The sequence below is a fragment of the Halorussus halobius genome (assembly GCF_004765805.1).
GTDB classification, from domain to species: Archaea; Halobacteriota; Halobacteria; order Halobacteriales; family Haladaptataceae; genus Halorussus; species Halorussus halobius.
The window spans coordinates 71665-96701 of record NZ_SBIU01000003.1 but is presented as its reverse complement, the minus strand read 5'-3'; the positions used below and the strand labels follow the sequence as shown (position 1 = coordinate 96701).

27 protein-coding genes are annotated in these 25037 nt (G+C 69.7%); 14 read left to right on the top strand and 13 right to left on the bottom strand.

Translation table 11 applies throughout. The features are described from left to right. Positions 1-80: 80 nt before the first annotated feature. A complete protein-coding gene (locus EPL03_RS07185; RefSeq protein WP_135828680.1) occupies positions 81-779 on the top strand; it encodes a phosphoglycerol geranylgeranyltransferase in 699 nt (232 codons plus the stop codon). 7 nt (positions 780-786) lie between these two features. Here the strand turns inward: EPL03_RS07185 and EPL03_RS07180 are convergent, their stop codons facing one another. The 3 genes from EPL03_RS07180 to EPL03_RS07175 all read right to left on the bottom strand — a co-directional run bounded on the left by EPL03_RS07180 (position 787) and on the right by EPL03_RS07175 (position 3863). Continuing rightward, positions 787-3021, bottom strand: a complete 2235-nt coding sequence (locus tag EPL03_RS07180) for an amino acid permease (RefSeq protein WP_135828679.1) — start codon at positions 3019-3021, stop codon at positions 787-789. A gap of 6 nt (positions 3022-3027) precedes the next feature. Beyond that, positions 3028-3156, bottom strand: coding sequence for a hypothetical protein (locus tag EPL03_RS20615; RefSeq protein ID WP_280178833.1), 129 nt, complete (start codon positions 3154-3156; stop codon positions 3028-3030). Between the two features lie 206 nt (positions 3157-3362). Further along, on the bottom strand, positions 3363-3863 hold the full coding sequence (locus EPL03_RS07175; RefSeq protein ID WP_135828678.1) for an Lrp/AsnC family transcriptional regulator: 501 nt from the start codon (positions 3861-3863) through the stop codon (positions 3363-3365). 104 nt (positions 3864-3967) lie between these two features. On the opposite strand from EPL03_RS07175, the gene EPL03_RS07170 reads away from it, so the two are divergent. The 8 genes from EPL03_RS07170 (at position 3968) to EPL03_RS07135 (ending at position 9555) form a co-directional block, all read left to right on the top strand. Further along, positions 3968-4912: an ABC transporter ATP-binding protein gene (locus EPL03_RS07170; RefSeq protein WP_135828677.1), complete on the top strand. Its 945-nt coding sequence runs from the start codon at positions 3968-3970 to the stop codon at positions 4910-4912. Beyond that, on the top strand, positions 4905-5705 hold the full coding sequence (locus tag EPL03_RS07165; protein WP_135828676.1) for an ABC transporter permease: 801 nt from the start codon (positions 4905-4907) through the stop codon (positions 5703-5705). Before EPL03_RS07170 ends, EPL03_RS07165 begins: the two co-directional genes overlap by 8 nt. Before the next feature lie 99 nt (positions 5706-5804). Continuing rightward, on the top strand, positions 5805-7106 hold the full coding sequence (aspS, locus tag EPL03_RS07160) for an aspartate--tRNA(Asn) ligase (RefSeq protein ID WP_135828675.1): 1302 nt from the start codon (positions 5805-5807) through the stop codon (positions 7104-7106). 241 nt (positions 7107-7347) lie between these two features. Then, positions 7348-7581, top strand: a complete 234-nt coding sequence (locus tag EPL03_RS07155) for a hypothetical protein (protein WP_135828674.1) — start codon at positions 7348-7350, stop codon at positions 7579-7581. A gap of 155 nt (positions 7582-7736) precedes the next feature. Further along, positions 7737-7994, top strand: a complete 258-nt coding sequence (locus tag EPL03_RS07150) for a hypothetical protein (RefSeq protein WP_135828673.1) — start codon at positions 7737-7739, stop codon at positions 7992-7994. Positions 7995-8290: 296 nt separating this feature from the next. Further along, positions 8291-8554: a hypothetical protein gene (locus EPL03_RS07145; protein ID WP_135828672.1), complete on the top strand. Its 264-nt coding sequence runs from the start codon at positions 8291-8293 to the stop codon at positions 8552-8554. 108 nt (positions 8555-8662) lie between these two features. Beyond that, positions 8663-9115, top strand: coding sequence for a DUF2240 family protein (locus EPL03_RS07140; RefSeq protein ID WP_135828671.1), 453 nt, complete (start codon positions 8663-8665; stop codon positions 9113-9115). A 50-nt stretch (positions 9116-9165) separates the two neighbouring features. Beyond that, positions 9166-9555: a hypothetical protein gene (locus tag EPL03_RS07135; protein WP_135828670.1), complete on the top strand. Its 390-nt coding sequence runs from the start codon at positions 9166-9168 to the stop codon at positions 9553-9555. A 168-nt stretch (positions 9556-9723) separates the two neighbouring features. On the opposite strand, the gene EPL03_RS07130 is transcribed toward EPL03_RS07135, so the two are convergent. From EPL03_RS07130 to EPL03_RS07115, 4 genes are all read right to left on the bottom strand, one after another. Then, positions 9724-10380 carry an HAD family hydrolase gene (locus tag EPL03_RS07130; RefSeq protein WP_135828669.1) on the bottom strand — a complete coding sequence of 219 codons (657 nt, stop codon included), beginning with the start codon at positions 10378-10380 and terminating at the stop codon, positions 9724-9726. 345 nt (positions 10381-10725) lie between these two features. Further along, positions 10726-10929, bottom strand: coding sequence for a hypothetical protein (locus tag EPL03_RS07125; protein WP_135828668.1), 204 nt, complete (start codon positions 10927-10929; stop codon positions 10726-10728). A gap of 84 nt (positions 10930-11013) precedes the next feature. Next, complete coding sequence (gene mptA / locus EPL03_RS07120) at positions 11014-11943, bottom strand: GTP cyclohydrolase MptA (RefSeq protein ID WP_135828667.1); 930 nt, start codon at positions 11941-11943, stop codon at positions 11014-11016. Between the two features lie 95 nt (positions 11944-12038). Next, entirely contained in the window at positions 12039-12860 is an 822-nt protein-coding gene (locus EPL03_RS07115) for an NAD(+)/NADH kinase (RefSeq protein ID WP_135828666.1), read from the bottom strand. Positions 12861-12975: 115 nt separating this feature from the next. Between EPL03_RS07115 and EPL03_RS07110 the strand changes: the two genes are divergently transcribed. Next, positions 12976-14289 carry a KaiC domain-containing protein gene (locus EPL03_RS07110; RefSeq protein ID WP_135828665.1) on the top strand — a complete coding sequence of 438 codons (1314 nt, stop codon included), beginning with the start codon at positions 12976-12978 and terminating at the stop codon, positions 14287-14289. 39 nt (positions 14290-14328) lie between these two features. Here EPL03_RS07110 and EPL03_RS07105 read toward each other — a convergent pair whose 3' ends face one another. The 3 genes from EPL03_RS07105 to EPL03_RS07095 form a co-directional block, all read right to left on the bottom strand. Beyond that, positions 14329-14634, bottom strand: coding sequence for a hypothetical protein (locus EPL03_RS07105; RefSeq protein ID WP_135828664.1), 306 nt, complete (start codon positions 14632-14634; stop codon positions 14329-14331). 267 nt (positions 14635-14901) lie between these two features. After that, positions 14902-15330 (bottom strand): universal stress protein, encoded by a 429-nt coding sequence (locus EPL03_RS07100; protein ID WP_135828663.1) that lies wholly within the window; start codon positions 15328-15330, stop codon positions 14902-14904. A gap of 91 nt (positions 15331-15421) precedes the next feature. Beyond that, positions 15422-17194 (bottom strand): ATP-binding protein, encoded by a 1773-nt coding sequence (locus EPL03_RS07095; RefSeq protein WP_135828662.1) that lies wholly within the window; start codon positions 17192-17194, stop codon positions 15422-15424. 575 nt (positions 17195-17769) lie between these two features. Between EPL03_RS07095 and EPL03_RS07090 the strand changes: the two genes are divergently transcribed. Beyond that, positions 17770-18120, top strand: coding sequence for a DUF7113 family protein (locus tag EPL03_RS07090; RefSeq protein ID WP_135828661.1), 351 nt, complete (start codon positions 17770-17772; stop codon positions 18118-18120). Between the two features lie 145 nt (positions 18121-18265). Here the strand turns inward: EPL03_RS07090 and EPL03_RS07085 are convergent, their stop codons facing one another. Beyond that, positions 18266-19522 (bottom strand): DNA double-strand break repair nuclease NurA, encoded by a 1257-nt coding sequence (locus tag EPL03_RS07085; protein ID WP_135828660.1) that lies wholly within the window; start codon positions 19520-19522, stop codon positions 18266-18268. Between the two features lie 110 nt (positions 19523-19632). Between EPL03_RS07085 and EPL03_RS07080 the strand changes: the two genes are divergently transcribed. Genes EPL03_RS07080 through EPL03_RS07070 form a run of 3 tightly spaced genes read left to right on the top strand, consistent with a single transcriptional unit; the run spans position 19633 to position 22686 of the window. Continuing rightward, positions 19633-21129: a DUF58 domain-containing protein gene (locus tag EPL03_RS07080; protein WP_135828659.1), complete on the top strand. Its 1497-nt coding sequence runs from the start codon at positions 19633-19635 to the stop codon at positions 21127-21129. Positions 21130-21131: 2 nt separating this feature from the next. Continuing rightward, positions 21132-21707 (top strand): hypothetical protein, encoded by a 576-nt coding sequence (locus EPL03_RS07075; protein WP_135828658.1) that lies wholly within the window; start codon positions 21132-21134, stop codon positions 21705-21707. Next, the gene (locus tag EPL03_RS07070) at positions 21697-22686 is read left to right on the top strand and encodes a hypothetical protein (protein WP_210424930.1); all 990 of its coding nucleotides are present in this window, start codon (positions 21697-21699) and stop codon (positions 22684-22686) included. The genes EPL03_RS07075 and EPL03_RS07070 overlap by 11 nt, the downstream gene beginning before the upstream one ends. Positions 22687-22700: 14 nt before the next feature. Here the strand turns inward: EPL03_RS07070 and EPL03_RS07065 are convergent, their stop codons facing one another. Both EPL03_RS07065 and EPL03_RS07060 read right to left on the bottom strand, forming a co-directional pair. Continuing rightward, positions 22701-23744 carry an AAA family ATPase gene (locus EPL03_RS07065; protein WP_135828657.1) on the bottom strand — a complete coding sequence of 348 codons (1044 nt, stop codon included), beginning with the start codon at positions 23742-23744 and terminating at the stop codon, positions 22701-22703. A gap of 188 nt (positions 23745-23932) precedes the next feature. Further along, on the bottom strand, positions 23933-24994 hold the full coding sequence (locus EPL03_RS07060) for a DUF4350 domain-containing protein (protein WP_244605218.1): 1062 nt from the start codon (positions 24992-24994) through the stop codon (positions 23933-23935). Positions 24995-25037 lie beyond the last annotated feature (43 nt).

Here is a 25037-nt window from a genome sequence, read left to right as displayed (position 1 = left end):
CCCGCGCGGAGTCGCGTCCGCCCGCCGACCGTCCCCTCGTTTCGAAGATGTTTTGGCCTCGACCGGGGATAGCTCAGCCAATGAGTACACCGTGGGCCGACTGGGAGCACGTCGTCAAGCTGGACCCCGACAAGAGCCTCGCGCCGGGCGAGACGTTCGAGGACGTCTGCGAGACCGGCACCGACGCGCTCGAAATCGGCGGGACGACCGGGATGACCGAGGAGAAGATGGAGCGAGTCATCGCTGCCTGTGGCACCTACGACGTGCCCGTCTATCAGGAGCCGTCGAACCCGGCCGTCGTGGTCGAGCGCGAGGAACTCGACGGCTACCTCGTGCCCACGGTGCTGAACGCGGGCGACCCGTTCTGGCTCGCGGGCGCGCACAAGGAGTGGGTGCGGATGGACGACGTCGACTGGTCGCGGACCCACGCCGAGGGGTACGTCGTCCTCAACCCCGAGGCCAGCGTGGCCGAGTACACCGAGGCCGACTGCGACCTCTCGGCCGAGGACGTCGCGGCCTACGCCGAGGTGGCCGAGCACCAGCTGGGCCAGCCCGTCGTCTACGTCGAGTACTCGGGCACCTTCGGCGACCCCGAACTCGTCGCGGCCGCCGCCGACGCGCTCGACGAGTCCGCGCTGTTCTACGGCGGCGGCGTCCACGACTACGAGACGGCCCGCGAGATGGGACGGCACGCCGACACCGTGGTCGTCGGCGACCTGGTCCACGACGAGGGCGTCGACGCGGTCCGCGAGACCGTCGAGGGCGCGAAAGAGGCCTGAGTTTCGTTCAGAACGCCAGCCGCTCGACGATTCGGCCGAGCAGTCCGGGGCGCTCGGAGCCGTGGGGGTGGACCTGAATCGTCGCCGCCTGCGCGTCGGCCGCGAGCCTGTCCTGGGAGCGTCGCCACAGCGTCCGGCGAACCCGCCCGCCGTCGTCGCCCACGATGACGAGGTCGACCGCCCCGGTCGCGTCGCTCAGTTCCTCGAATCGGTCGCTATCGGACTCGACGAGGACGGACTCGACGGGGACCGAGCACACCGACGCGAGTTCGTCGTGGTACTCCCGAATCGTCTCCCGGCGCTGCGTGCTGGCGTCGGGCGAGACGGGGTAGAGCAGTTGGATGGTCGCGTCGCCCTCGCTGGCGAGCGCGTCGGCGATTTCGACCTTCAGCGGGTCGTAGGGGCCGCGGTCGGTGACCAGCGCCAGCACGTGGTCGGCCTCGACGTCGTACTCGTCGGCCCCGACCACGTCCTCGCCGACCGCGACGACGTCGCAGGGCGCGTGGTCGATTATCCACTCGAAGTCGTTGCGGACGAGCCCGAACCGCAGGGGCGTCGCGTCCCGTTCGAGGACGATGAGGTCCGAGCCGTGGTGGTCGGCGAAGTTGACGATGGCGTGTCTGGTGTCGTGGCTCACGATCTCGCCGTACTCGACCGGCACGTCCACGTCCGCCGCCAGCCGGTCGGTTCGCTCCTCGAACGCCACGTCGGCCGGCGACTGCTCGGCCGAGGCGCGTTCGAGCGGCGTCTGGTCGGGCACTTCGTCGAACTGGACCACGCGGACCCGCCCGTCGCGCTGGCCGACGAGCCCCGCCGCGATGCCCAGGAGGGCGGACTCGCGTCGCTCGCTGGTCCCCTCGGTGATTGGGACCAGGACCTCGTAGTCGTCGCTGTCGTCGACCGTCGAGCGGGTCTGCTCGACGACCCGGCGACCGACCGACCGGCGCACGACGTCCCTGGCGACGCCCTCGCGGTCGATGCGACCCCGGACGTAGGTGTAGTACCACGCGACCGACCCGAGCGTGATGACGACCGCACCGAGGATTGGTATCGTCCCCATCTGGGTCAGGAGGACGAGGCCGCCGACCGCGCCGAACGCCTGCGTCCACGGGTACAGCGGCGACCTGAACTCGGGGTCGTACCCCTCGACGTCGCCCTCGCGGAACGCCACGAGCGCGACGTTCACCAGCACGAACACGAGTATCTGGAACGCGCTGGCGAGTTTCGCTATCTCCAGCACCGGGACGAACGCGATGAGCACCAGCATCACCGCGCCGGTGAGCGATATCGCCAGCGACGGCGTGTTGGTCCGGTCGCTGACGGTGCCCAGCGAGTCGGGCATCAGCCCGTCGCGGCTCATGGCGAACGGGTACCGCGACGACGACAGCAGGCCGGCGTTCGCAGTGCTCACCAGCGCCAGCACCGCCGCGACCACCACGACGATTACGCCCGTGCTGTCGAGCGCGACCTGCGCGGCGTCGGCCATCGGCGTCAGCGACCCCGACAGCTCCGAGCCGGGGACGATGCCGACCACCACGGACACGATGAGGACGTACAGTATCGTGGTGAATCCCAGCGAGCCGAGGATGCCCAGCGGGATGTTCCGGCCGGGGTCTTCGATTTCCTCGGCGACGCTGGCGATCTTGGTCACGCCCGCGTACGAGACGAACACCAGCCCGGTCGCGGCCAGCACGCCGCCGGCCCCTTTGTCGAAAAAGCCCTCGTACTGGGCGGGCTGGATGGAGCCGGTGCCGCCCGCGACGAAGTAGACCAGCGCGGCCAGCATCACGACGACGATGCCGACCTGCAGGCGGCCGGTCTGCTTCGCCCCCAGTAAGTTCACCCCGATGAGCAGGACCGCCAGCCCGAGCGCCACGGGCGTCACCGGCAGGTCCAACAGCACGACGAGGTACGGGACCCCGCCGACCAGCGCGAGCGCGCCCTTGAACGACAGCGAGAACCACGTCCCGAGCCCGGCGATGGTGCCCAACAGCGGCCCCATCCCGCGCTCGATGTAGATGTACGTCCCGCCGGCTTCGGGCATCGCGGTCGCCATCTCGGCCTTGCTCAGCGCCGCCGGGAGGACGAGCACCCCGGCGACCAGGTACGCGAGGATGACCGCCGGACCCGCGATTTCGAGCGCGAGCGCGGGCAGGATGAAGATGCCGCTGCCGATCATCGCGCCGATGCTGATGGCGATGACCGCGAACAGGCCGAGGTCGCGTTCGAGTTCCTTTCCCATGGCGGATTACCTCCCGCTCCCGGCCGCGGGGTCGGGTCGCTCCGCGCTCCCGACCGCGCTCGACCCCCGCATCCCGCCGGCGGTCGCCCGGACCGCGTCGGCGCTCAGCCCGGCGGCCCGCCCGTTTCGGAACATCCGGGTTCACCTCCGTCGGGGCGAGCGCGCGACGTTCGTCGTCGACCGCGGACGCCGGCGAACCGCGAGAGTCGGACCCGTACCTGTTGGCGTTTCGAATTCATGTCTTCGTCACGAGAGCGTTCTCGCCGGACCACCATAAGAGACCCGACTATGTCCCCGGTTCGTCAATATAAGGCATAATTATTCACAAATCGGTAATAGGGTCACGTAGCGTCGCCGCCCTGGCAGTCCTCGTCGGCGTCGACCGTCCGGAACCCCTCGTAGGGGTTCTCGTACTCGTCGCGTATCAGGTCCTCGTCCTCGATTTCGAGCCCGAGCGCGTCGAGCTCCTGGCCGATGCGGCGCAGGTCGTCGCCGTCGGTCCCGATGACCTCGACGTGGATGTTCTCGTGGCCGGTCATCACCTCCCGGACGGCGACCACGCCCTCGACCTCCTTCGCGCGCCTGGCGAGCTCCTCGCGCTCGGGAATCTGGGCGGTGCAGACGACGAGCGTGTGGAGCTGGAACCCCGCCTTCTCGTAGTCGATCGAGGGGTGGTAGCCGCTGATGATGCCGGCGTCCTCCATCTTCCGGATGCGGTGTCGAACGGTGCTGGCCGACACGTCCGCGTGCTCGGCGATGGTGCTCGTGGAGGTCTTCCGGGCGTCGCACTGGAGCGCGTGGATGATGTACTTGTCGAGGTCGTCGAGACGGTCGTCGCCCATACGGGATGGATTTCGCTCCCGCAGACAGAACCGTTTCGCTTTCGCGAGCGCGCCGACCGACGGGGACCCAAACCTGAAACCGCCCCTGTTCGTAGACTGGACCCATGGGCGCGATAGAAACCTCGGGGCTCACGAAGTACTACGGCGACACGCGGGGCATCGAGGGTCTCTCGTTCGAGGTCGAGTCGGGCGAGGTGTTCGGCTTCCTCGGGCCGAACGGCGCGGGCAAGACGACGGCCATCCGGACCCTGCTGGGGCTGCTCTCGCCGACCGCCGGCTCGGCGACCGTGCTCGGCCGGGACGTGACCGACGAGTCCGCGCTCGTCGCGGCCAAGCGACGGCTCGGCTACCTCCCGAGCGACCCCGGATTCGACGAGGGCGTGACCGGCCGGCGGCTCGTCGAGTATCACGCCGACCTGAAGGGCGACGAGCGCAGCGACGACCTCCTCGACCTGTTCGACGCGCCGGTCGACCGCGAAGTGGGCGAGTACTCCACGGGCAACCGCCAGAAGCTCGCGCTCGTGTTGACGTTCATGCACGACCCCGACCTCGTCATCATGGACGAGCCCACGTCGGGACTCGACCCTCTGATGCAGGAACGGCTCTACGAGTTCGTCCGCGAGGAACGGGACCGGGGCACCACCGTCTTCTTCTCCAGTCACATCCTGAGCGAGGTCCGGAAGGTCTGTGACCGCGTGGGCATCGTCCGTGACGGCCGTCTGGCCGCGCTGGAGGGCGTCGAGGACCTGCTCGACCGGAGCGGCAAGCACGTCTCGGTCGCGGTCGAGGACAGCCTCGACCCCGGGGAGTTCGCGTTCGCGGGCGTCCACGACCTCGACGTCGACGCCGAGCGGGGTACCGCCTCGTTCATGTTCACCGGGGAGTACGACGCGCTGCTCGACCACCTCCAGAACTACCGGGTCCGTGACCTCGACGTCGAGGAAGCGCCCCTCGAAGACGTGTTCATGCGCTTTTACGGCGAGCACTCCGACGGCCGTGCGGTCGGCCCGGAGCGGTCGGCGGTCGCGGGAGGCGAGCGGGATGCTTGACATCGCCGAGTACGAGGCCGAGCGCCGCCTCACGGGCGCGCTGGTGCTGGCGGTCCTGCTGGCGGTCATGTCGGTGCTGTTCGTCGGGCTGTTCCCCTCCATCGCCAATTCGGGCGCGGACCTCGACGCCTACGTGGCGAGCCTGCCGCCCGCGATGCAGGCGGCGTTCGGCGCGACCGGCGCGTTCTCCATCGCGACCATCGAGGGCTTTCTGGCGGTGGAGCTCTACCAGTTCTTCTGGCTGCTGATGCTGGGCGTCTACGTCGCCTATCAGGCGGGCGGCCTCGTCGCGGGCGACGTCGAGCGCGGCCGGATGGACGTGTTGCTCGCCGCGCCCGTCACCCGCCGCCGGGTCGTGGTCGAGAAGTTCCTCTCGCTGGTGCCGGGCGTCCTCGCACTCAACCTCGTGGTCGGTGCGGTGGTGTACGCCAGCGTGCTCGTCATCGGCGAGTCGGTTCCGGCCGCCGACCTCGCGGCGGTCCACCTGCTGTCGATTCCCTACCTGCTGGCCTGCGGTGCCATCGGGCTCGTCCTCTCGGTCGCGGTCGGCGACTCGGACGTGGCCAAGCGCGGGGGCCTCGGTGCCATCTTCGGTCTCTTCTTGCTGGAGACCGTCAGCGGGGCCGCCGACGTGGGGTTGCTGGGCGCGGTCAGCCCGACCCGGTACTACGACCCGACCGCCGTGCTGGTCTCGGGCGAGTACGACCTGGCGGGCGCGGCCGTCCTGCTCGCCGGAACGGCCGTCCTCGTGGCGGTAAGCGCGTGGTGGTTCGGCCGGACGGACATCGAGTGACGAGTTGGCACACGCCCGGTAGAGTGACCGGGGCTCGCTCGCGACGGCCGCCCGATTCAAATGACCGCGTTTAAGACCGGCCCGACAGAATCCACGCGTATGGAAGACCGAACGTACGCGGCGGACGCCGAACCCGGCGACAGCGCGACGGTCGCCGGCTGGGCCCACGAGATACGCGACCTCGGCGGCATCGCATTCCTCATCGTCCGGGACACCACCGGCAAGATTCAGGTCAAGTTCGAGAAAGACGAGATGGACGACGACCTCGTCGAGACCGGCACGAACGTCAACCGCGAGAGCGTCGTGCAGGTCTCGGGCGACGTCGAGGCCGAGGAGCGAGCCCCGACCGGCGTCGAAATCGTCCCCGAGTCGGTCGAGGTCGTCGCCGAGGCCGACCCCGAACTCCCGCTCGACCCCTCGGGCAAGGTCGACGCTGACCTCTCGACTCGACTGGACAACCGCACCCTCGACCTCCGGAAGGCCGAATCCAAGGCCGTCTTCGAGATTCGCGCGGAGGTCCTGCGGTCGGCCCGCGAGGCGTTCCGCGACCTCGGTTGCACGGAGATAAACACGCCCAAGATCGTGGCGACGGGCACCGAGGGCGGCACCGAGCTGTTCCCCATCACCTACTTCGGGCAGGAGGCGTTCATGAACCAGTCGCCCCAGCTGTTCAAGCAGCTGATGGTCGGCTCCGGCCTCGAACGGGTGTTCGAGATCGGCCCCATCTTCCGGGCCGAGGAACACAACACGCCCCGCCACCTCAACGAGGCGACCTCCATCGACTTCGAGAGCGCCTTCTACGACCACCACGACGCCATGGACGCCTGCGAGACCGTCGTGAAGGCCGCCTACGAGGGCGTCGCCGAGAACTGCGAGGAGCAGCTCGAAGCACTGGGCTACGAGGACTTCGAGGCCCCGTCGGGCGAGTTCCCCCGGCTCTCCTACGAGGAGGCCATCGAGCGCATCAACGCGACGGGCGCGCTCGACGAGCAACTGGTGTGGGGCGACGACCTGCCGACCGAGGGCGAGAAGGCGCTCGGCGAGGACGTCGGGAGCCACTACTTCGTCACCGACTGGCCCAGCGAGATCAAGCCCTTCTACATCAAGGACCACGACGACGACCCCGACCTCTCGACGGGCTTCGACCTGATGGCTCCGAACATGGAGCTCGTCTCGGGCGGCCAGCGCGAACACCGCTACGACCGGCTCGTCGAGGGCTTCGAACAGCAGGGCCTCGACCCCGAGGCGTTCGAGTACTACACCAAGATGTTCAAGTACGGCATGCCGCCCCACGCCGGGTGGGGTCTGGGCGGCGAGCGACTCGTGATGACGATGTTGGGCTTGGAGAACATCCGCGAGGCCGTGCTGTTCCCGCGGGACCGCCAGCGGCTCTCGCCCTGACGGTCTCCGGGAGTAGAAGGTTCCAGCCGCGAACGTGGTGTGAGACGCCTCCCGGCGTCCGACGTGACCGCAGGCGTCCGCGCCTCGCGGTGTCGGCTGCTGTCTCGTCTCTGCGAGTCGCTCCCGCGAGTCGAACAGCGTTCGACTCGCGCCCCATAATATTCCACGTTTCTAGCCATTAGTTTAATAATGTTTTCGTGGATAATGTTTCCTGGGTGCCGCACGCACCCGTGAGAACACCATGAAGAAAGCAATCCTGTACACCACGCTGCTGGCGCTGGCAACCACGACCCTGCTCGCGGGCGTCGGAGCGGGGGCGACCGTCGCCGACACCTCGGCCGACGCCGGGGCCGACCTCGTGACGACGCCCGACGACGTCGGCACGTTCGACTACTGCGTCGACCCGATCGACTGTGACTGCCGGTACGACCCCAGTACGGGCGAGTACTACGGGGACTGCGACGAGTACACGTAACGGAGCCCACGCTCCCCTTTTCGTTCGGTGGTTCGAGTCGGAGCTCACGACCACGCTGCTATACGTAGAATTATAGTAGATATTTCTATGAAAAAATACTTCAGGTGTGAGAATACAACGTCGGGTGGCTGGATAGAAACCAGTTACCGATGACCATGATACGGAAAACGGCGAAACTCGGACTCGCGGCATTCGTGTTGCTCGCGGGCATCACCGGCGGCGTGGCCGCTGCCGACAGTCAGGCCGCCCAGCAGGTGACGCCCGACGACGGTGCCACCCAGGTCGACGTCGTCACGGCGAACAACGACTGTCCATTCAGGCTACAGGGCGGCGTGTCGCCGCTCTGTGGCGGCGGTGGCGGCGACATCCCTATCAGTCCTGACCCGTGTAACGACCCGTTGATCCCCTGCTAACTATCGGAACGGTACAAATCGCTTTCTCCCCGGTCGCTCGGTCCGGACTCGATACACGACGAAGTTCGGACTCGCGGCGCTCGTCGCACTCGCTGGATTCACGGCTGGTGCGGCCGCTGGCGACGCGCGACGGGCCTCGTCCGCATCGGACCCGACTCTTCCCTGTCCGTCGGCCGGCTCGGATGCGCGGAGTACCGTACATCACTAGAAGTTCCAGTATTAATACTAATAAAAAAGTATTTTACCCACTAGACGATAATAGCTGATGTCTTCCAAGACAAAAGTTATCGATGACCATGATGCGAAAAACGGCGAAACTCGGACTCGCGGCGCTCGTACTGCTCGCAGGACTCACGGCCACCGGGGCTGCTGCCGACGCCCCGACCGCACAGGACGTCGAGAACGACGGTGCCACCCAGATCGACGTCGTCACGTCGGACAACAGTTGTCCGGTTCAGATAGAGAGTGACATCTCGCTGCTCTGCGGTGGCGGTGGTGGCGGTGGGAGCGGCGGTGGCAGCGAATTCCCGTGCATCGGCAGTCCGTCGCCGATCTGCTAACTGCGACGGCGTTCGAATCTTTTCCGGTCCAAGTCGCCATCTGCCACGAGCGACAGCGCCGACGGGAACCGCCACTTTTACGCGCCACTCCCGCACCACTCCAACCGAATGAGCCTCCGGAGTGCGGTCGCCGCCCCGTTCCAGCAGAAGGGGACCGAATCGATGCCCGAGAGCGAGTTCGTGGTCGCGCTGTCGCTCGACCGCGACTGGTTCTCGCCCGACCAGGCCGAGCGACTGGTCGACGTGGCCGCCGGGCAGGGACTGCTCGCCCGCGAGGACGGCGACGTGGTCGCGGCGTTCGACCCCGGGGACGTCGAGATTCCCGAAGCCTTCGTCCCCGACGAGTCCATCTTGCAGGAACAATCGACCTTCGAGAAGTTGCTCGACAGAGTGGTCGCGGCGGACACGGACAAACAGACCGCAGTGGCCGAGATAAACGACCTCCAGGGACGGCTCGGCGTGACCATCGAGGCCGCCGCCGTGGTGTACGCCCGCAGACGGGGTATCGACGTCGGCGCGGAAGCCGCAGAGGCGCGCGCGGAACTGAGAGACGACGGCTGACCAGGAGCCCAAAGCCGAAGCCTGATTCCGCCGCGCCCGGAAGGTCCGGTATGGTCGAGGACCGAACCACCGACGGCACGCGCATCGCTCAGTTGCTCTCCTCGGAGGTCTCGGGCCGCGAGGACTCCGGCCTCGGCGCGCTCGCCGTGGTGAACGCAGACCCCGACGCGGAACCGTCCGAGGATGGCAACCTGGCCTACGAGGTCGGTCGGGAGCGCGAGGGTGACTCCGAATCGCTCGCGGAGGTGTACGTCCACCCCGACCGCGTCCGGGTCGAGTTCCGCGAGCGCGTCGACGCCGCGGCCGAAGCCGCTGCAGAGGTCGAACTGCGCGTGCGACCGAAGGCGGTGCGACCGCCGCGAACGCTGGTGTTCGTCGAGGACGGCGCTGCGGTCAAGCGCGCGACGGACGTCTTCGTGGCGGTTCTGGACGAATCGTAGCTGCGAACGCGACTGCAGAGGCGAGGAGTCCTCGAACGTCCGCTCGGACACTGCACTAGCAAACAGGTTCCCGAACGCCCTCGGCGCGCTCGCCTCGCCCTTTCGTCCGCCGGGATAGCGGTTTGGCACCCGGCCGAACTCGTGGTCGGTCCACCGGCCGGAAACGCTCTATAGAGTCGCCAGAATCCCCGGCAGGTCGGTGGCCAGTGCGTCGCGCTCGACGTAGGCGTCCGCGTCCGGGTGGCGGTCCGGCCCGCCCTCGAAGACGACCTGCACTGCCGCCATTCCGACGTTCGTCGCGCCCTCGACGTCGGCCTCGGGGTCGTCGCCGACGTAGACCGCCTCGTCGGGCGCGACGCCGAGGTCGTCCAGCACCGCGCGGAACGCGCGCTCGTCGGGCTTGCCGGCCTCGATGTGGCCGGTGATGACCACCGCGTCGAACGCGTCGACCCAGCCGAACCGGTCGAGCTTGCTCTGCTGGGCGTCGCCCGGGCCGTTGGTCAGCAGGCCGAGCGCGTACTCCTCGCGGAGGTCGGCGAGCAGTTCGGGGACGCCCTCGACAGCCACGAGGGAGTCGGCGACCTTCTCGCGGTAGGCGTCGGTCAGCGCCTCCGGGGAGACGTCGCCGGTCTCGGGCAACAGTTCGGCGAAGATGGGCACCCGGCTCTCGCTGTCGAGGTGCCGCGAGTGGGCGTCGAGGTACGCCTCGCGGGATATGTCGGGCGCGCCCACCGCCGCAGTGGCCTCGTCGAGAACCGCCTGCCGGGGGCGGTCCGGAACTGTCAGCGTGTAGTCGAAGTCGAAGACGACGGCGGAGACGGTCACGGCCGGGAGTTGGAGCGACGGCCTCTTGATACCTGCGGGAGTGGACTACGGCCAAGTTCGCGCTCGGTGACACAGTTGACTCCCTGACGGACTGAAAGGGCGAGGCGGGCTCGCGCATCGCGTGGTCGCCTCGCCGACCCCTATCTGACGCAACTACGTCCGTCAGATATGTCGGCGAGCGACCGCGAGTTCTGTCGGAGGCAAGCTCCGACAACGTCACACTCGCTTCGCTCGCGTGACCGCGCCGAGGGCTTTCGAGGCCGGGTTTGCTGTACTGCTGTGGGAGAGTACGCCGAGGGCTTTCGAGACGTTCGTCCCGACGCTCTCAAGCCCGAAACAGCAAATTCAGAACCGCATCACGTCGTCGTCGTCCAGATCGTCGGGCTGGACACGCTCTCTATCATCACCGCGCTCGACGGTCGCGGCGCACTCCGCGCACAGACCCAGCGCCTCGTCCCAGTGGTCCGCGCACGCGAGCGTGCCGCAGTTGGAACACGAATGTTCGGCTTCGTTGGTCTCGCAAATCTGGCAGAGGCCGGTGACGCTCATAGTCGGACTTCGCGCTGGACGGAGTTGAGTCTGGGGGCGTGGCTCGTTCGGACAGAAGAGCGGAATCGAACGGAGTGCGGGGGCTCAGTCCTCGCCCAGTTCCTCCCGAAGCGTCCCGACGTCGGCCACGCGCTCGGCGTGGGCGTTGTGCTGGTGGATGGACTCGTCGTTGCTCTGTTTCATCGTCACCACGGCGTCGTCTGGCAGGTCGGGGAACTCGCCCACCACGCCCTCGGCCATGTCGCGCACGCAGTCCTCGACGAACTTGGCGTCGGCGTGGGCCGCGAAGGTCATGTGGTCCTCGTCGGGCCGTTTCGCGAGGTTGTAGATGCGGGCGCTCATCGAGTCCCGTGCCACCTCGATGAGGTCGTCGAGGTTCACCTCGGGCGCGCCGCCGCTCTCGACCGTGAGCGTGGCGTGGCCGCGCTGGGAGTGACCGGCCTGGGGCACTTCTTCCAGAAATTCCCGGACCTCGCGCTCGCCGACGCCCAGTTCCTCCAGCTTCTCGCGGGCGGTCGCGCCCATCATCCCCTGCGAGCAGGGACACACCGTCATCCCGGTGACGCGCGTGCCGATCTTCTCGCGGGTGCCCTCGTCGGTCGCGGTCGCGCCGGCGACGATGTCGGCGGTGGCCTGGGTGGGCCGGTCGCTCTCGGGCGTGCGGTCCTTGAGCATGTACTCGGCCTCCATCTGGACCTCGGCCTTGCTCGTGTACTCATGTTTGTCGAGCAGGCGCTCGGCCGCCTCGCCGCAGACGTCCTCGACCCGGTAGGTGGGTTCGCTCACCGCGTCCTCCAGAATCTCGTCGATGACCTCCATGTTCCGGCTCATGTCCGCGCCCTTCCGCCAGCTGGGCAGGTCGACGAACACCTCGAACTCCGCCGTCAGCACGATGGGACGCTTGTCGGGCCGGGCGAGTTCGACCAGCTTCTTGACGCCCGTCACGCCGACGCGATTGAGTCCGACGCTCACGTCGGGTTCGGACGCCTGTACGTCCGGCAGTTGCTCGTCCATTAGCAGTCGCTAGCGAAGCAGCGGGATTAGGGCTTTCCCTTCAGGAAGAACTCGACTCGTCCGCTTGCCCGCTGGCTGGACGGGTGACCGTCGAGTCAGTCGAGCTTCCCGAGTGCCTCGAAGAAGTCGCTGGCGGGTTCGGCGATTCGGATCGGCTCCGCGGCAGCGCGGACGGTCACACGCTCGGGCATCTCGAATTGCTCGCGGGTGCTGTCGGCGCTGACGTAGCCGAACGCCGCCCCCTCGGCGCGAACCTCGACCCGGCTGTCGGGCGGGACCGCCAGCGGCGGCATCGACTCGGCCCCGCTCATCTCCGTGACCACCAGCGCGTCCACCTCGGGATGGACCAGCGGGCCGCCCTCGCTCAGGTTGTACGCGGTACTCCCGGTTGGCGTCGCGACCAGTACGCCGTCGGCGTGACCCCCGGTGAAGCGGTGGCCGTCGATCGAGACCTCGTAGTCGAGGCCGCGTCCGTGGCCGCGCTGGGGGCCCTGAACCACGATCTCGTTTATCGCCGGGTGGAGGGTCCAGTCGCCCCCGCCGGTGGCCCGGAGCCGGGACACCTCCCGGCAGGGAATCGTGTCCGTCTCCCGGTAACCGGCGACGACCGCCTCGACCGTCTCGACCGCGTCGTCCGGCGCGACCCCGTTCAGGAAGCCCACCTCGCCGAGGTTGACGCCGAGGACGGGCGTCGTCCCAGCGCCCCGCGCCGCGAACAGGAAGGTGCCGTCCCCGCCCACCGACACGACGAGGTCCGTGGCGTCCATCTCGTCGACCGGCGACCCCTCCGAACCGAGCCGGTCGGCGGTCTCGACGTCCAGCCTGACGGCCACCTCCGGGGCGAGCGCGTCGCGCATCCGCCCGGCCAACTCGACCGCACGGTCGTTGTCCTTCTGTGCGACGATGCCGACGTTCATCGTCGGCACTTCTCGTCGGGCCGTCAAAAGTCCGCCGACCGGCGGCGAGAAACATTGAAATGCGGTCGGTCCGAGGTGCCGGACGTGTACCGCGCTCGCCCGGGAGGTGACGCCCGTGTCCGATGACGACGACTGGTTCGAGCGCGCGCTCCGCGAGGACGAGGACGCCGAATCGGACGCCGACCCGGATTCCGAGGCGGCCCGGTCCCCCGACTCTCCGTCGGACGGTGCGGAGTTCGATGCGAGCGAGGGCGGTGGCTTCGCTGGGGACGACGAGCCTGGGGGCGGTGGCGGCGACGAATCCGGGCGTAGTGGATTCGGTGGCGGCGACGCGTCGGACGCCGACCCGTCGCCGACGGGATTCGCCGACGCCGAGCCGTACGACGCCGGCGACTCGCCGGACGGCTCGGGGTCGTCGGAGGCCGCGACCGGCGGCGACCCCAGCGACTCGGACGACGCGGACCTCTTCGACGAGGACTTCGCCAGCGCCTTCGAGAACGCGCCCGGCGGCGGGGCCGGCACGGGCGGTTCGATGCCCGGCGGCGACGACCCGCCGGGCGGATTTGGCGGCGAGTCGCCCGGCGGCTTCGGGGACGGCGGTGGCTCGGTCGACGACTTCGGAGGCGGCGGCGGCTTCGGCCCGGACGCCAGCGACGGGTTCGGCGGCGGCTTCGGCGACTCCGACGACTCCTTCGAGGAGGACTTCGACGACGAGGAGTTCGAGTCGTCCATCCCGCGCATCGACGTGGGCATCGAGGGCCTCGACAGCATGGTCCAGGGCGGCGTCCCCGAGCGCTCGCTAATGACCACCATCGGCTCGGCCGGCACCGGCAAGACCACGTTCGGCCTTCAGTTCCTCCACGAGGCGCTTCGGCAGGACGAGAACGCGGTGTTCATCACCCTCGAAGAGAGCAAGGACCGCATCGTCGACACCGCCACGGAGAAGGGGTGGGCCTTCGACGAGTACGTCGAGGAGGACAGGCTCGCGGTCATCGACCTCGACCCCATCGAGATGGCCAACAGCCTCACGTCCATCAGCAACGACCTGCCCCGCCTCGTCGAGGAGTTCGGCGCGACCCGACTGGTGCTCGACTCGGTGTCGCTGTTGGAGATGATGTACGACGACCAGGCCACCCGACGCAACGAGGTGTACGACTTCACCAAGAGCCTCAAGGAGGCGGGCGTGACGACCATGCTCACCAGCGAGGCCAGCCAAGACACGCCCTACGCCTCCCGGCACGGCATCATCGAGTACCTCGTGGACGCGGTGTTCGTCCTGCAGTACATCCGTGGCTCGGACGACTTCCGGGAGACGCGACTCGCGGTCGAGATACAGAAGATACGCGACGCCAACCACTCCCGGGAGATAAAGCCCTACGCCATCACCAACGAGGGCATCAGCGTGTATCGGCAGGCCAACATCTTCTGAGTCCAACCTGATACCAGTCCCGACGCCGACGTTTCTCGCTCACTCGTCCAGCCGAACCCGGAAGTAGATGCTCCCGAACCACGGCCAGACGTGGGGCGGGAACAGTTCCCGATTCCGATAGACGAACACCTCGTACGCGGCCGCGAGACCGCAGATGGTCGCCACCTGAATGTCGGTGGCGAACGCGGTCGCCGCCGGGAGTCGGTAGCCGATTCCGGTCCCGATTCCGCTCGCAGCCAGAACCACGACCGCGTCGACCCGGTGGTCGCCGCGCTCGCGGTAGGCGTCCCAGTCGAAGTCGCGGTCCTCCATCATCATGAACAGGACCACGCCGGGGAGTAGCATTGCGACGGCGGCGAGGATGCCAGCCGTCCCTCGTATTCCGACGTACAACTGTACGACTGCGGATAGGAGCGACCCGATACCGAAGAAAGACAGAACCACTGCTCCGACTTTTAGGACATTCGCCGGCACCGACGACCGTGGTCGCTTGAATCGAATCGAAATCATTGGAAGAGGCCATACGAACAATATTCTAATATCTAACTATTTCTTCCCGGAAGAATCGGCGGCGGCCGTGACGAAATGCCGTCACGGGTCGACCGGAACTCCCTACCGCACCACTGTCACGGGAATCGTCGAGCGCCGGACCACGGTCTCGGCCACGCTGCCGAGCAGGATGCGCGAGACGCCCGAGCGACCGTGACTACCCATGACTATCTGGTCGAAGTCGTCCTCCTCGGCGACCGCCACGATGGTTCGGGCCGGCCGGCCCATCTCCTGTCTGGTGTCGAGTTCGACGCCGTACTCGTCGGCTATCTCCTGAGCGTCGGCGAACACCGCCTCGCTCTGCTCCTGGGCGTTCTCGTACCACTCCTCGGAGCCGCCGGGCATCCCGACCGGCGCGTTGTACCCCGCGTCGATGGGGTCGATGACGTGGAGGACGGTGATGGTCCCGCCGTCGAACTCCTCGAGGGCGTGGACGAGCGCGTCGTCGGACTGGGGCGATCCGTCGGTGGGAACGAGTACGTTCTTCGCCATGACCGGGGGTACGCCCCCGCGTCGTTTAAACATTCAGGCAGTTCCGGCGACGTGAGAATCGGGCGTCGGTCGCACGCCGGAGATTATCCGTTCAGTCGCCGTGTCTGGTCACGCACTTCGACAGCCCGATTATCTCGACCGGTTCGGAGTTGTCGGGCGAGTAGACCACCATCTGGCCCGTCTCCATGTACGGCACCTTGCCCTCCAACTCCGGCGGGATGTTGACGCTCTTGATGGCGTCCTCGTCGCCGAGGTTCAACACGACGGTCGTGTTCACCTGCTTGAAGACGGGTTCGGCGATGTCCTGGGGGTCCTGGGTGATGAGAAAGAGGCCGAGTCGCTCCTTGCGACCCTGCTTTGCGGCGTCCGTGAACTTCCCGACGACTTTCCGGGCCTGCACGTTGTCGGCGTCCGTGAGGAAGTTGTGGGCCTCGTCCATCCCGACCACGAGGGGCGTCTCCTTGATGCGGTCGCTCGACGGCGTGTTCGAGAGTTTGTCGTCGATGAGCAGGCTGGCGACCGCGAGGACGAACATCTCTTTGGCCCGACTGGACGTGAGGTGATACGTCGGAATCGTGGTCAGTCCGCCCGAGCGGACGAGTTTGTGGTCGAGTTCGGTTATCGGTTCGGCGTCCTGGTCGAAGACGCCGCTCGGAATCCCGCGAACGCGACGCTTGACGGCGTCGTACGTCGCTTCGTGGACTTTCCCAGACTCGTCCAACTCCTCTTTGAGCGCCGGGTCGTCGAGGAACGACAGGAACTGCTGGTACGTCCCGTCGGGCCGCTCCCGGAAGAACCGCCCGAGCAGTTCCTTCAGCGCGGGATACTGGTTCTCGTTCAGCGAACTCCCCGCGACGAGCCACGGCCTGTCGCCGGCCATCGAGAACGGAATCGTGAACCGCTCGCACTCCGCGCGGTGGTTGTCCGCCGCGTAGGACACGCCGTCTTCCTTCGGAACGAGTACGAGCGTGTCGTCGTGGCCGCCGTGGGCGATGCCTTCGGACTCCCACCGTCGTCTGTCCTCGGCTGTCACCGCCGAGTTGTCGTCGTGCATCTGGGCGTACTCGTCCTGGGGGTCGAACTGGACGACCGCCGCCCGCCGCTTTGCGCCGTCGTCCATCTCGTACCGGCGGTCCTCGGCGAGGAACTGCCGGAGGACGTTCTTCGCGCCGTGGGTCTTGCCCGACCCGGTGCCGCCCGCGACCAGCGTGTGCCGGAAGACGAGCGGGTCGCCGTCCTCGTAGTCGTCTTTCAGCCGGTAGTCGATGGTCGGCGGTTCGGCCGCCGTCCTCACTTTCTCGCCGCCGACCGAGAGGTGGCCCAGAAAGACGCCCTCGGCGGGCATCTTGAGGCCGGTCTTTATCTCGGACTTGTCGTCGGCCTCGCGGACGACCGACTTGGGCTTGGGCACTCGGTCGGTCATCCGACGTTTCAGTTCCCCGCCGTCCTCGTAGAGGACCGCCACCGGGTCGAGGTCGGCCAGCAGTTTGTAGTCGGCCTCCTCGATGTCGTCGTTGCGCATCGCGCGCCGGGCGTGAATCTCGGTCGCGTCGTCGACGCGGTACTCCTGGCGGTACTCCAGCGCGGCGACTTTACAGAACAGCTTCTCGCCGTCGGGGTAGGGCACGAGCAGGTACTTGCCCACCCGCACGTCCCCGCGGTTGTGGGCGGTGACGTACGCCTGCAGGTGGGTGTCGTCCTCGCGCTCGCCGATGCGGAGGCCGTCGGCCGCCGAGAGCGCGCCGACGCCCCGGTCGTTCCCGACGGGGTCGGCCTCGACCGCGTCGAACCGGTCGTCGTCGCGCGCACTGCTCCCGGACGTACCGGTCCCGAAGTCGCCGAGACTGGAGTCGGAATCGTCCATCGTTCCCCGGCAACGAACGCATCCGACAAACAGGTTTCCCTCCAACGCGGCCCCAGCGTTCAGAGACGTGGGGTCGTTGCGACGACGCTGGAATCGCAATCGTGTCCCCGAACGCCCTCGCCGCGCTCTGCGACAACGCTGGAACTGCAACCACAGCCTCGAAAGCCCTCGGCCTGCAACCACGACCTCGAAAGCCCTCGGCGCGCTCGCCGTTTCAGTCCGCCGGCAGACAAACCGCGTCTGCCGAGCCTGCGCGCGCTTCGCTTGCCCAGACGCCAAGGCGACCGCGCCGCCCCGCACCGCGCCGCGCCGCCCCGTACCGCGCCGCCCCGCACCGCGCCCGTACGGCCCCACACCGCGACGGCGGGCCTCACGCCTCCCCAGCCTCGGGGCGCACGAGAGCGCCCCTCCCTCGCGCATGTTGGCGCGAGATGAACTCGCGCCAGCGCGCGCCGACGTGGAAAATCGAGTCAGTGCGCGCCGAGGGCGTTCGAGGAGCTGTTCGCGGTCACAGCCGTACATTCGAACACTGCCCAACGCGGCCCTTTTACCTTCGCGTCACGTACCACCGCTCTATGCTACTCATCCGTGGCGAAGCCGGGGGTACCACTCTGACGGGCACGCTGTACGAGCGTGGCGAGCGAGCGCCCCGGTTCAAGGGCGCGCCCGACGAGGACGCCCCCTACGTGTGGGTCTGCGACGAGTTCTACGCGGTCGAGAGCGGCGGGACGGTCCAGAAGGTCGACGGCGAGGAGGTCAACGTCGCCTTCGAGTCGCCGATGCCACGGGGGTTCGACACCAAAGAGCAGGCGCTCGCCGCCGCGAACGAACACGTCCGGACGCAGTTCGCCCGCATCGGCGTCGACGCCGAGGACGTCGAGATAACCGTCGAGAAGCAGGAAGCCGAGACCGCCGAACCGCAGTAGCCGACGTTTCCGGTCGCGCTGTCGCCCACGACGGATGGGAACTGTACGCCGAGCGAAGCGAGGCGTTTCACCGAGGGTGGGGTGGCGACTCGGCGAGTCGCCGCCTCGCCGTCGGCCTTTTCACCGACGAACAACCCCGTCGCGGTCAGTAGTTCCGGCCCCACCGGACCGCGTTGTAGTTGTCGTCGAGTTCGGTGTCCAGCGAGCGCTCGAACGACTTCACGAGCGATTCGGCGCTCCCGTGGTCGATGGCCGCGAGTTCGTCGGCCTTCGCGACGGCGCGGGGCGGGCCGCGCTGGACCGCCACCTCCCGCAGAATCCCCCGCTCGATTCGCTCGCGGACGTCCGGGTCGTCGGTGAACGCCCTCGGGGCTTCGACCTTGAACACGAGGTCCCGGCGCGGGTCGTAGACGACGCAGAACGTGACCTCGTACTGCTCGGGCGCGAGGTCGCGGTCGAGGTGCGGGTTGCCGGCGTCGCTGAAAAAGCGGTCCATCCCGCCCGTGGAGGCGAACCAGTTGGTGAACGTCAGCTCGTCGGTCAACCGCTCGAACTCGCCGTCGACCGACTCGCGGCGTTCGAGCATCTGGGCGAACAGGCCCGCGTCGTGGGCCCACGGCACCGGCCCGAAGTCGGTGTCGCGCTTGAGCGTCCGGACGACGCCCTTCGACGAGAGGTTCTTGACGAACCCCGCGAACGGCACGCCCCGGTCGACGAACGTCTCGACCAGCTCGACGTAGTTGTCGAGGATGCGCGCGACGTGGTCCGACTCCTCGAACAGGTCGGTCAGGGCCGGACTCCGGTAGTACCATCGGAGCACGCCCGTCGGGTAGATGGGGCCGTCGAGGACGAGGAGGTCCTCGACCCGGTCGGCGTGGTCGAGCGCGTGGGTGCTCTCGGCCAGATACAGCGCGAGCGCGTGGACCACGTCCTCCTCGTACTGGTCGTGGGGCAGGTGGGTGTGGACGATTCTGCGCCTGCTCCCCTCGTCGTAGCGCTCCCACTCGGTGCCGAAGTTCGTCGAGGCGTCGTTCGAGTGGACGGCCTTCACCACGGTCCGGCGGTCGTGGAGCGGAAGGTCCGAGGGGTCGGCGCACATCGCGGCGTGAGCCACGTCGAGCACCAGCCCGTTCTTGAACGGCTGGGGGTTGAGCGTCCCGGCGTCGAGCCCGTGGGTCGTGGGGAACGGCGGGTCTTCGAGCGCAACCGCCTCGGCGTCGACGCGGCGGCGCGCGAGGTCGTCGAGGGGTTCGAGGACGACGCCCTCGGCGTCCCGGAGCGGGTCGAGGTAGTGCTCCCAGACGGTCTCGGCGGCGTCGCGGTGGTCCTCGTCCGCGGCGTCGTAGTCGATGCGGTCGGCCAGCCCCGCGATGCCGTCGAAGTGCGCCGGGTCGAGGGTCATGGCCGTGGGTTCTCCGCCACCGAGAAAAAGGATTGGGATGACCCTTCGCGACCGCGATTCGGCCCCGAACGACCGCTACCTTCAACTTCCGGAGTACCGTCGGAGTGGCCATGGGGGTTACGCGCCGGTACTGGGGAGAGGCCGGACTGGTCGTCGCGCTCGCGGGGTCGGCCGCGCTGTTGGCCCGACCGCTCCTGTTGGTCGGGGCCGCCGGGCTCGCGGGCTGGCTGCTGGCCCGCCAGTACGCGTTCGTGCGGGCCGTCGGCGAGGTCGCCGCCGACCTGACGGTCGTCCAGTCGCCCGCCAGCGAGGCGAACAGGGTCGACGACGAGGTGTCGGTCGCGCTCCGGGTCGAGTTGGCCGAGCCCGCGCCGGTCGCGCTCGCGGTCGAGTCGAGGCTCCCGGTCGGCGTCGAACCGGCGGCCGACGCCGCGCCCGACGACCGTCGCGCGGTCGTGCCGGCCGGCGAGCGGACCGCGACGACCGCGTTCCGGGTCCGGTGTCCGGTCGCCGGCGAATTCGAGTTCGACCCGCCGACTGCGACCGCGACCGACGCAACCGGGCGCTTCCGGGCGTCGTTCCCGGCTGGCGAGACCGCGCGGCTGACCGTCGACCCGCGCGAGCCCAGCGACCTCCACGTCGGCGCGGGCGGCGAGGCGCTCGACGCCGCGTACGGCGAACACAGCAGCGAGGCCCGGGGCGCTGGCAGCGAGCTCGCCGACATCCGGGCGTACGTGCCGGGTGACGCGGTGCGGACCATCGACTGGAACGCCACCGCGCGACTCGGCGAGCCCCACGTCCGCGAGTTCGAGACCGACACCCGGCGCGGGACCGCGCTCGTGCTCGACCGCCGGGCGTCGATGGCGGTCGGCCCGCCGGGCGGGACCGCCTTCGAGTACGCCCGCCAGTTCGCGCTCGGCGTGGTCGGCCACGCCCGCGAGCGTGGCGAACCCGTCGCGCTCTCGGAGGTCGGCGCGGAGGGGCTGCTCGACCGGACCCCGCCGACCGCCAGCCCCGAGGGGTACGCCCGGCTCGAACGCCGACTCCGGGCGCTCGACCCGGAGGGCGACGGGTCGGAGGGCGTCGACTCGCCTCGCGGCGCGCGGGCCGGCACGCCGGCGGTCGCACGGGAGCGCGCGGTCGCGCTCCGGGGCGAGTCGAGTGCGTTCGCCGACCGGCTCCGGCCGTTCTTCGCGGCCGCCGACCCGTACGTCGAGCGCGCGACAGCCGACCCGCTCTACGCCGGCGTTAGGGCCGCGACCCGCGAGTCCGCGGGCGCGACGACCGCGGTCGTCGTGACCGACGACGCGAACCGGGCCGAGACCCGGGAGGCCGCGACGGTCGCGGCCCGCCACGTCGACCGCGTGCTGGCGTTCCTGACCCCGACCGCGCTGTTCGCGGACGACGCCGACGTCGAGGCCGCCTACGACCGGTACGTCGACTTCGAGCGGTTCCGGCGCGACCTCGCGAGCGTCGAGGGGGTGTCGGCGTTCGAGGTCGGGCCTGGCGACCGGCTGGCGCGCCTGCTGGCCGACGCGCGCGACCGGGCAGCCGCGGGCGGCTCCCGGGCCGGCGAGCGACGGGTCGGCGGCCGACCGGGTGGGTGACGATGGCGGGAATCCCCGCTCCCGACCGGAGCGACCTCGCCGGCGCGGTCGAGCGGGCCGACCGCGAGCGCACCCGAGCCGGGGCGGTCGCCCTGCTGGCGGCCGCGCTGGGTCTCGTCGCGCTGGGCGGGCTCCGGGGCGTCGCCGGCGCGGCCGTCCTCGGCATCGCGTGGCTCCTGCTCGCGCCGACCGAGACCTTCGCGGTCGGGCAGGCGGCCGCGGTCGCGCTCGCGGTCGACGGCGGGCCGTTCGGGCTCGGAATCGGGCTCCCGGGCGGGGCGTCGACCGCCACGGTGGCCGGCGTCGCACTCGCGGAGGCCGGCCTGTTCGGGCTCCTGTTCGCGCCCGACCGCCGGCCCGCGACCCCGGCCGGGTCGGCCGCGCTCGCGGTCGGGTGGGCGCTCGGGGGCGGCGCGCTCGCGTGGGCCGGGCGGTCGTGGCTGGCCCCGTGGCTGGGCGCGCTCGTCCTGCTGGGGGCTACCGGGCTCGCCGCCGGCCTCCTGCACCGCTATCAGGTCGTCTCGCTCGGGCTCGCGGCGGGGGCCGAGCGGCCGGGAGGTGGTAGTGATGAGCGGTGACGGCGTCGAACGCGCCGGAGCGCCCGGGGAGGCGCGCGAGGACGGGTCCCGCGACGAGCCCGACGACGGGGCGGCTCCGGATGTCGAGACGACCCGTCAGGACCTCGCCGCGCAGGTCGACCTCCTCGCCGCGGAGAACCGCCGGCTCCGCGAGGAGTACGTTCGGGCGCGCCGGACCACCCACCGCCGGACCGCGCTCGGCCTGCTCGCGGTCGGGACGCTGGCGGTGGTGGGCGCGCTGGCGTTCCCCGACGCCCGGGACGTGCTGTTCGCGCTCGGGGCCACCGGGCTGTTCGGGGCCGCGATGACATACTGGCTCACGCCCGAGCGGTTCGTCGCGGCCGGGACCGGCGAGCGCGTCTACGCCGCGCTGGCCGCGACCGGGCGGGAGCTGGTGGGCGAACTCGGCCTGCGCGACGACCGGGTGTACGCCCCGGCGCGGGCGACCGACGAGTCGTTCGCCGACGTGCGGCTGTTCGTCCCCCAGCACCCCGACTACGCGGTGCCCGACCCCTACCGGCTCGACTCGCTGTTCGTCGTCGACGAGTCCGGCCAGCGCGGGGTCGCGCTGCCGCCGACCGGCGGGGCGCTCTACCGGGAGTTCGAGGCGACGATGGCGGGCGAGGTCCGGTCGGACCCGGGCGCGCTCGCGACCCAGCTCGCCGACGCGCTCGTGGAGGGGTTCGAGGTGGTCGACAGCGCCCGCGCCGACGCGACCCCGGCCGCCGAGCGAGCCGCCCGCCCGGACGCGGCGGCGGACCGGAACGCGGCGGGTGGCCGCGTCACGGTCGCGGTCGCCGGGAGCGTCTACGGCCCGGTCGACTCGTTCGACAACCCGGTCGCCTCCTTCCTCGGGGTGGGCCTCGCCGCGAACGTACGGCGGCCGGTGACGACCGAGGTGGTCGCGGTCGACGATGGGGCCGCCGACTACCTCGTCACCTGCGAGTGGGACGCGGAACCGGGCGGTCGAGGCGAATAATCGGCCGGCAGGGGTCACTCGCTGGTCGCGGGGTCCTCGGGAATCGAGTCGTCCGGCCGCTCGCCCGACCGCGGGTCCTCGGGCGTCCCGTCGTCGGTCCGGAACTCGTCGGGCGCTCGCTCGGGCGGCTCGACCTCCTCGAGCACGTCCGCGACTATCTCGTCGGCCGTCACGGCGCTGAGTTCGGCCTCGGTGCCGGGGACCAGCCGGTGGGCGAACACCGTCACGGCGAGGGCCTTCACGTCGTCGGGGACGACGTACGCCCGGCCCCGGAGCGCGGCCCGGGCTTTCGCGGCGTCGAGCAGCGACAGGGCCGCGCGCGGACTCGCGCCGTATTCGAGGTCCGAGCGCTCGCGGGTCGCGACCGCGAGGTCCCGGACGTACCGCTTGACCGGGCGGGCGACGTACACGTCCGCGACGACCTCGCGCGCCGACAGCACGTCCTCGACGCTCACGACCTGCGAGACGTCGTCGGGGCCGAGGTCGGGGTCGTCGTCGAACCGGTCGAGCAGCGCGAGCTCGTCGGCCTCGTCGGGGGTCTCGACCCTGAACCGGAACTGGAAGCGGTCCCGCTGGGCCACCGGCAGCTCGTAGGTGCCCTCCATCTCCACTGGGTTCTGGGTCGCCACCACGAGGAATGGCTCCGGGAGCTGGAGGGTGTCGCCCTCGATGGTCACGGCCCGCTCCTGCATCGCCTCCAGCAGCGCCGACTGGGTCTTGGGCGTCGCGCGGTTTATCTCGTCGGCGATGACGAGGTTGGCGAACACCGGGCCGCGCTGGAGCTCGAACTCGCCGGTCGCCTCCCGATAGACGTGCGTGCCGGTGATGTCGGCCGGCAGGATGTCGGGGGTCATCTGGACCCGGCTGGCGTCCAGCCCCGTCGCGCGGGCGAACAGCCGAGCGATAGTGGTCTTGGCGACCCCGGGTACGCCCTCCATCAGGACGTGGCCCCGGGTCAGCAACGAGACGGTGAGGACCTCCACCGCGTCCTCGTTGCCGACCAGCACGCTCGCTATCTCCGTCCGCAGGTCCTCGAAGACGGCGGCAGGTTCGGTCATCGTGGACGCCACCACCCGGAGTCGGATAACTCGAACGGTTGATCGCGGTCGGTAGGCCCGGAGTAACGCCGTCGCCGGTCGAGTTCCCACCAGTTTCGCGTTCGAGCCCGCTCGATACCGTCTTTCGCGTTTGTCCGAACACATCGCCTGGGGTACGCCCGAACCTATCGGTTCTGGCCCGCCAGCGCCTATCGCTTCCGCGTGCGTTCGAGCGACTCGGCGACTCGCTCGACGCGCTCGCGGTCCCACTCGGGGTTGCGGCGTTCGAGGTGGGCCGCCAGTCCCGACGCATCGACCGACTCGAACGCGGTCGATTCGGCCGTCCCGCGGGCGTCCGCCAGCGCCCGGAGCGACAGGTCGGGCCGACGCGACCAGACCGCGAGCGCGCCGACCGCGAGCGCGACCAGCCCGAACTGGAGCGGGGCCGACTCCCGGACGGCCAGGAGCGCGAGCCGCAGCGGCGGGAGGCTCGCCGAGTGGGAGGCGTCGAACAGCGCGCGGTCGTGCTGGACCGCCAGCACGCGGACGAACCGGCGGTTGCCCGGCCGGTCGAGCATCGCGTTGATGAACAGGCTCGGGTCGCCGACCGCGACCACCCGGCCGTCGCCGACGCGCTCGACGGTCGCCACCGGGTAGGTGGCGAGCGACTCGTTCGGCCCGAGGTCGCCGTCCCGGTCGGCGTCGAGGTACGCCGACCCGGAGGTGTTGACCAGCGGGGTCGCTCCGCGCGGGTCGACCGCCGTCCCGTAGTTGAGTGTCAGCGACTCCACGCCCGCGACCAGCGAGTGGTTGGCGACCCCCGTGGCGACCGGCATCGCGGGCGAGCGGTAGTTCGACCCCGCGTCGCGGAGCGGAGTGCCGTTGACGCGGGCCGAGGCGTTGACCGACCGCAGGAGGCCGTTGGCGCGCCCCCCGACGTCGTCGGCGACGACGAGCGTGCCGCCGCTCCGCACGAAGTCGGCGACTCGCGACGCCGCCGCGGGGCTGTAGGCCGACTCGGGCGACAGCACGAACGCGACCGTCCCGTCGGCGGGGGTCGACGCGTAGCCGGCGGTCCCCCGGACGACCGAGACGTCTGCGCCGGCCTCGCCCGCGACCGACCGGAGCTCGGTCGTCCCCTCCCAGTTGGCGTTGTACGGGCCGAACGCCGCCGAGGAGGTGGTGCCGGCGACTACGACGGCCGCCACCACGGCGAGCGTCAGGGCCGCGAGCGCGACCTGCGGAATCGTCGGCGTCGCTCGGTCGCTCACGCCGCTCGCCACGGTCGGTCGGTCGCGACGCTCCCCCGCGCTC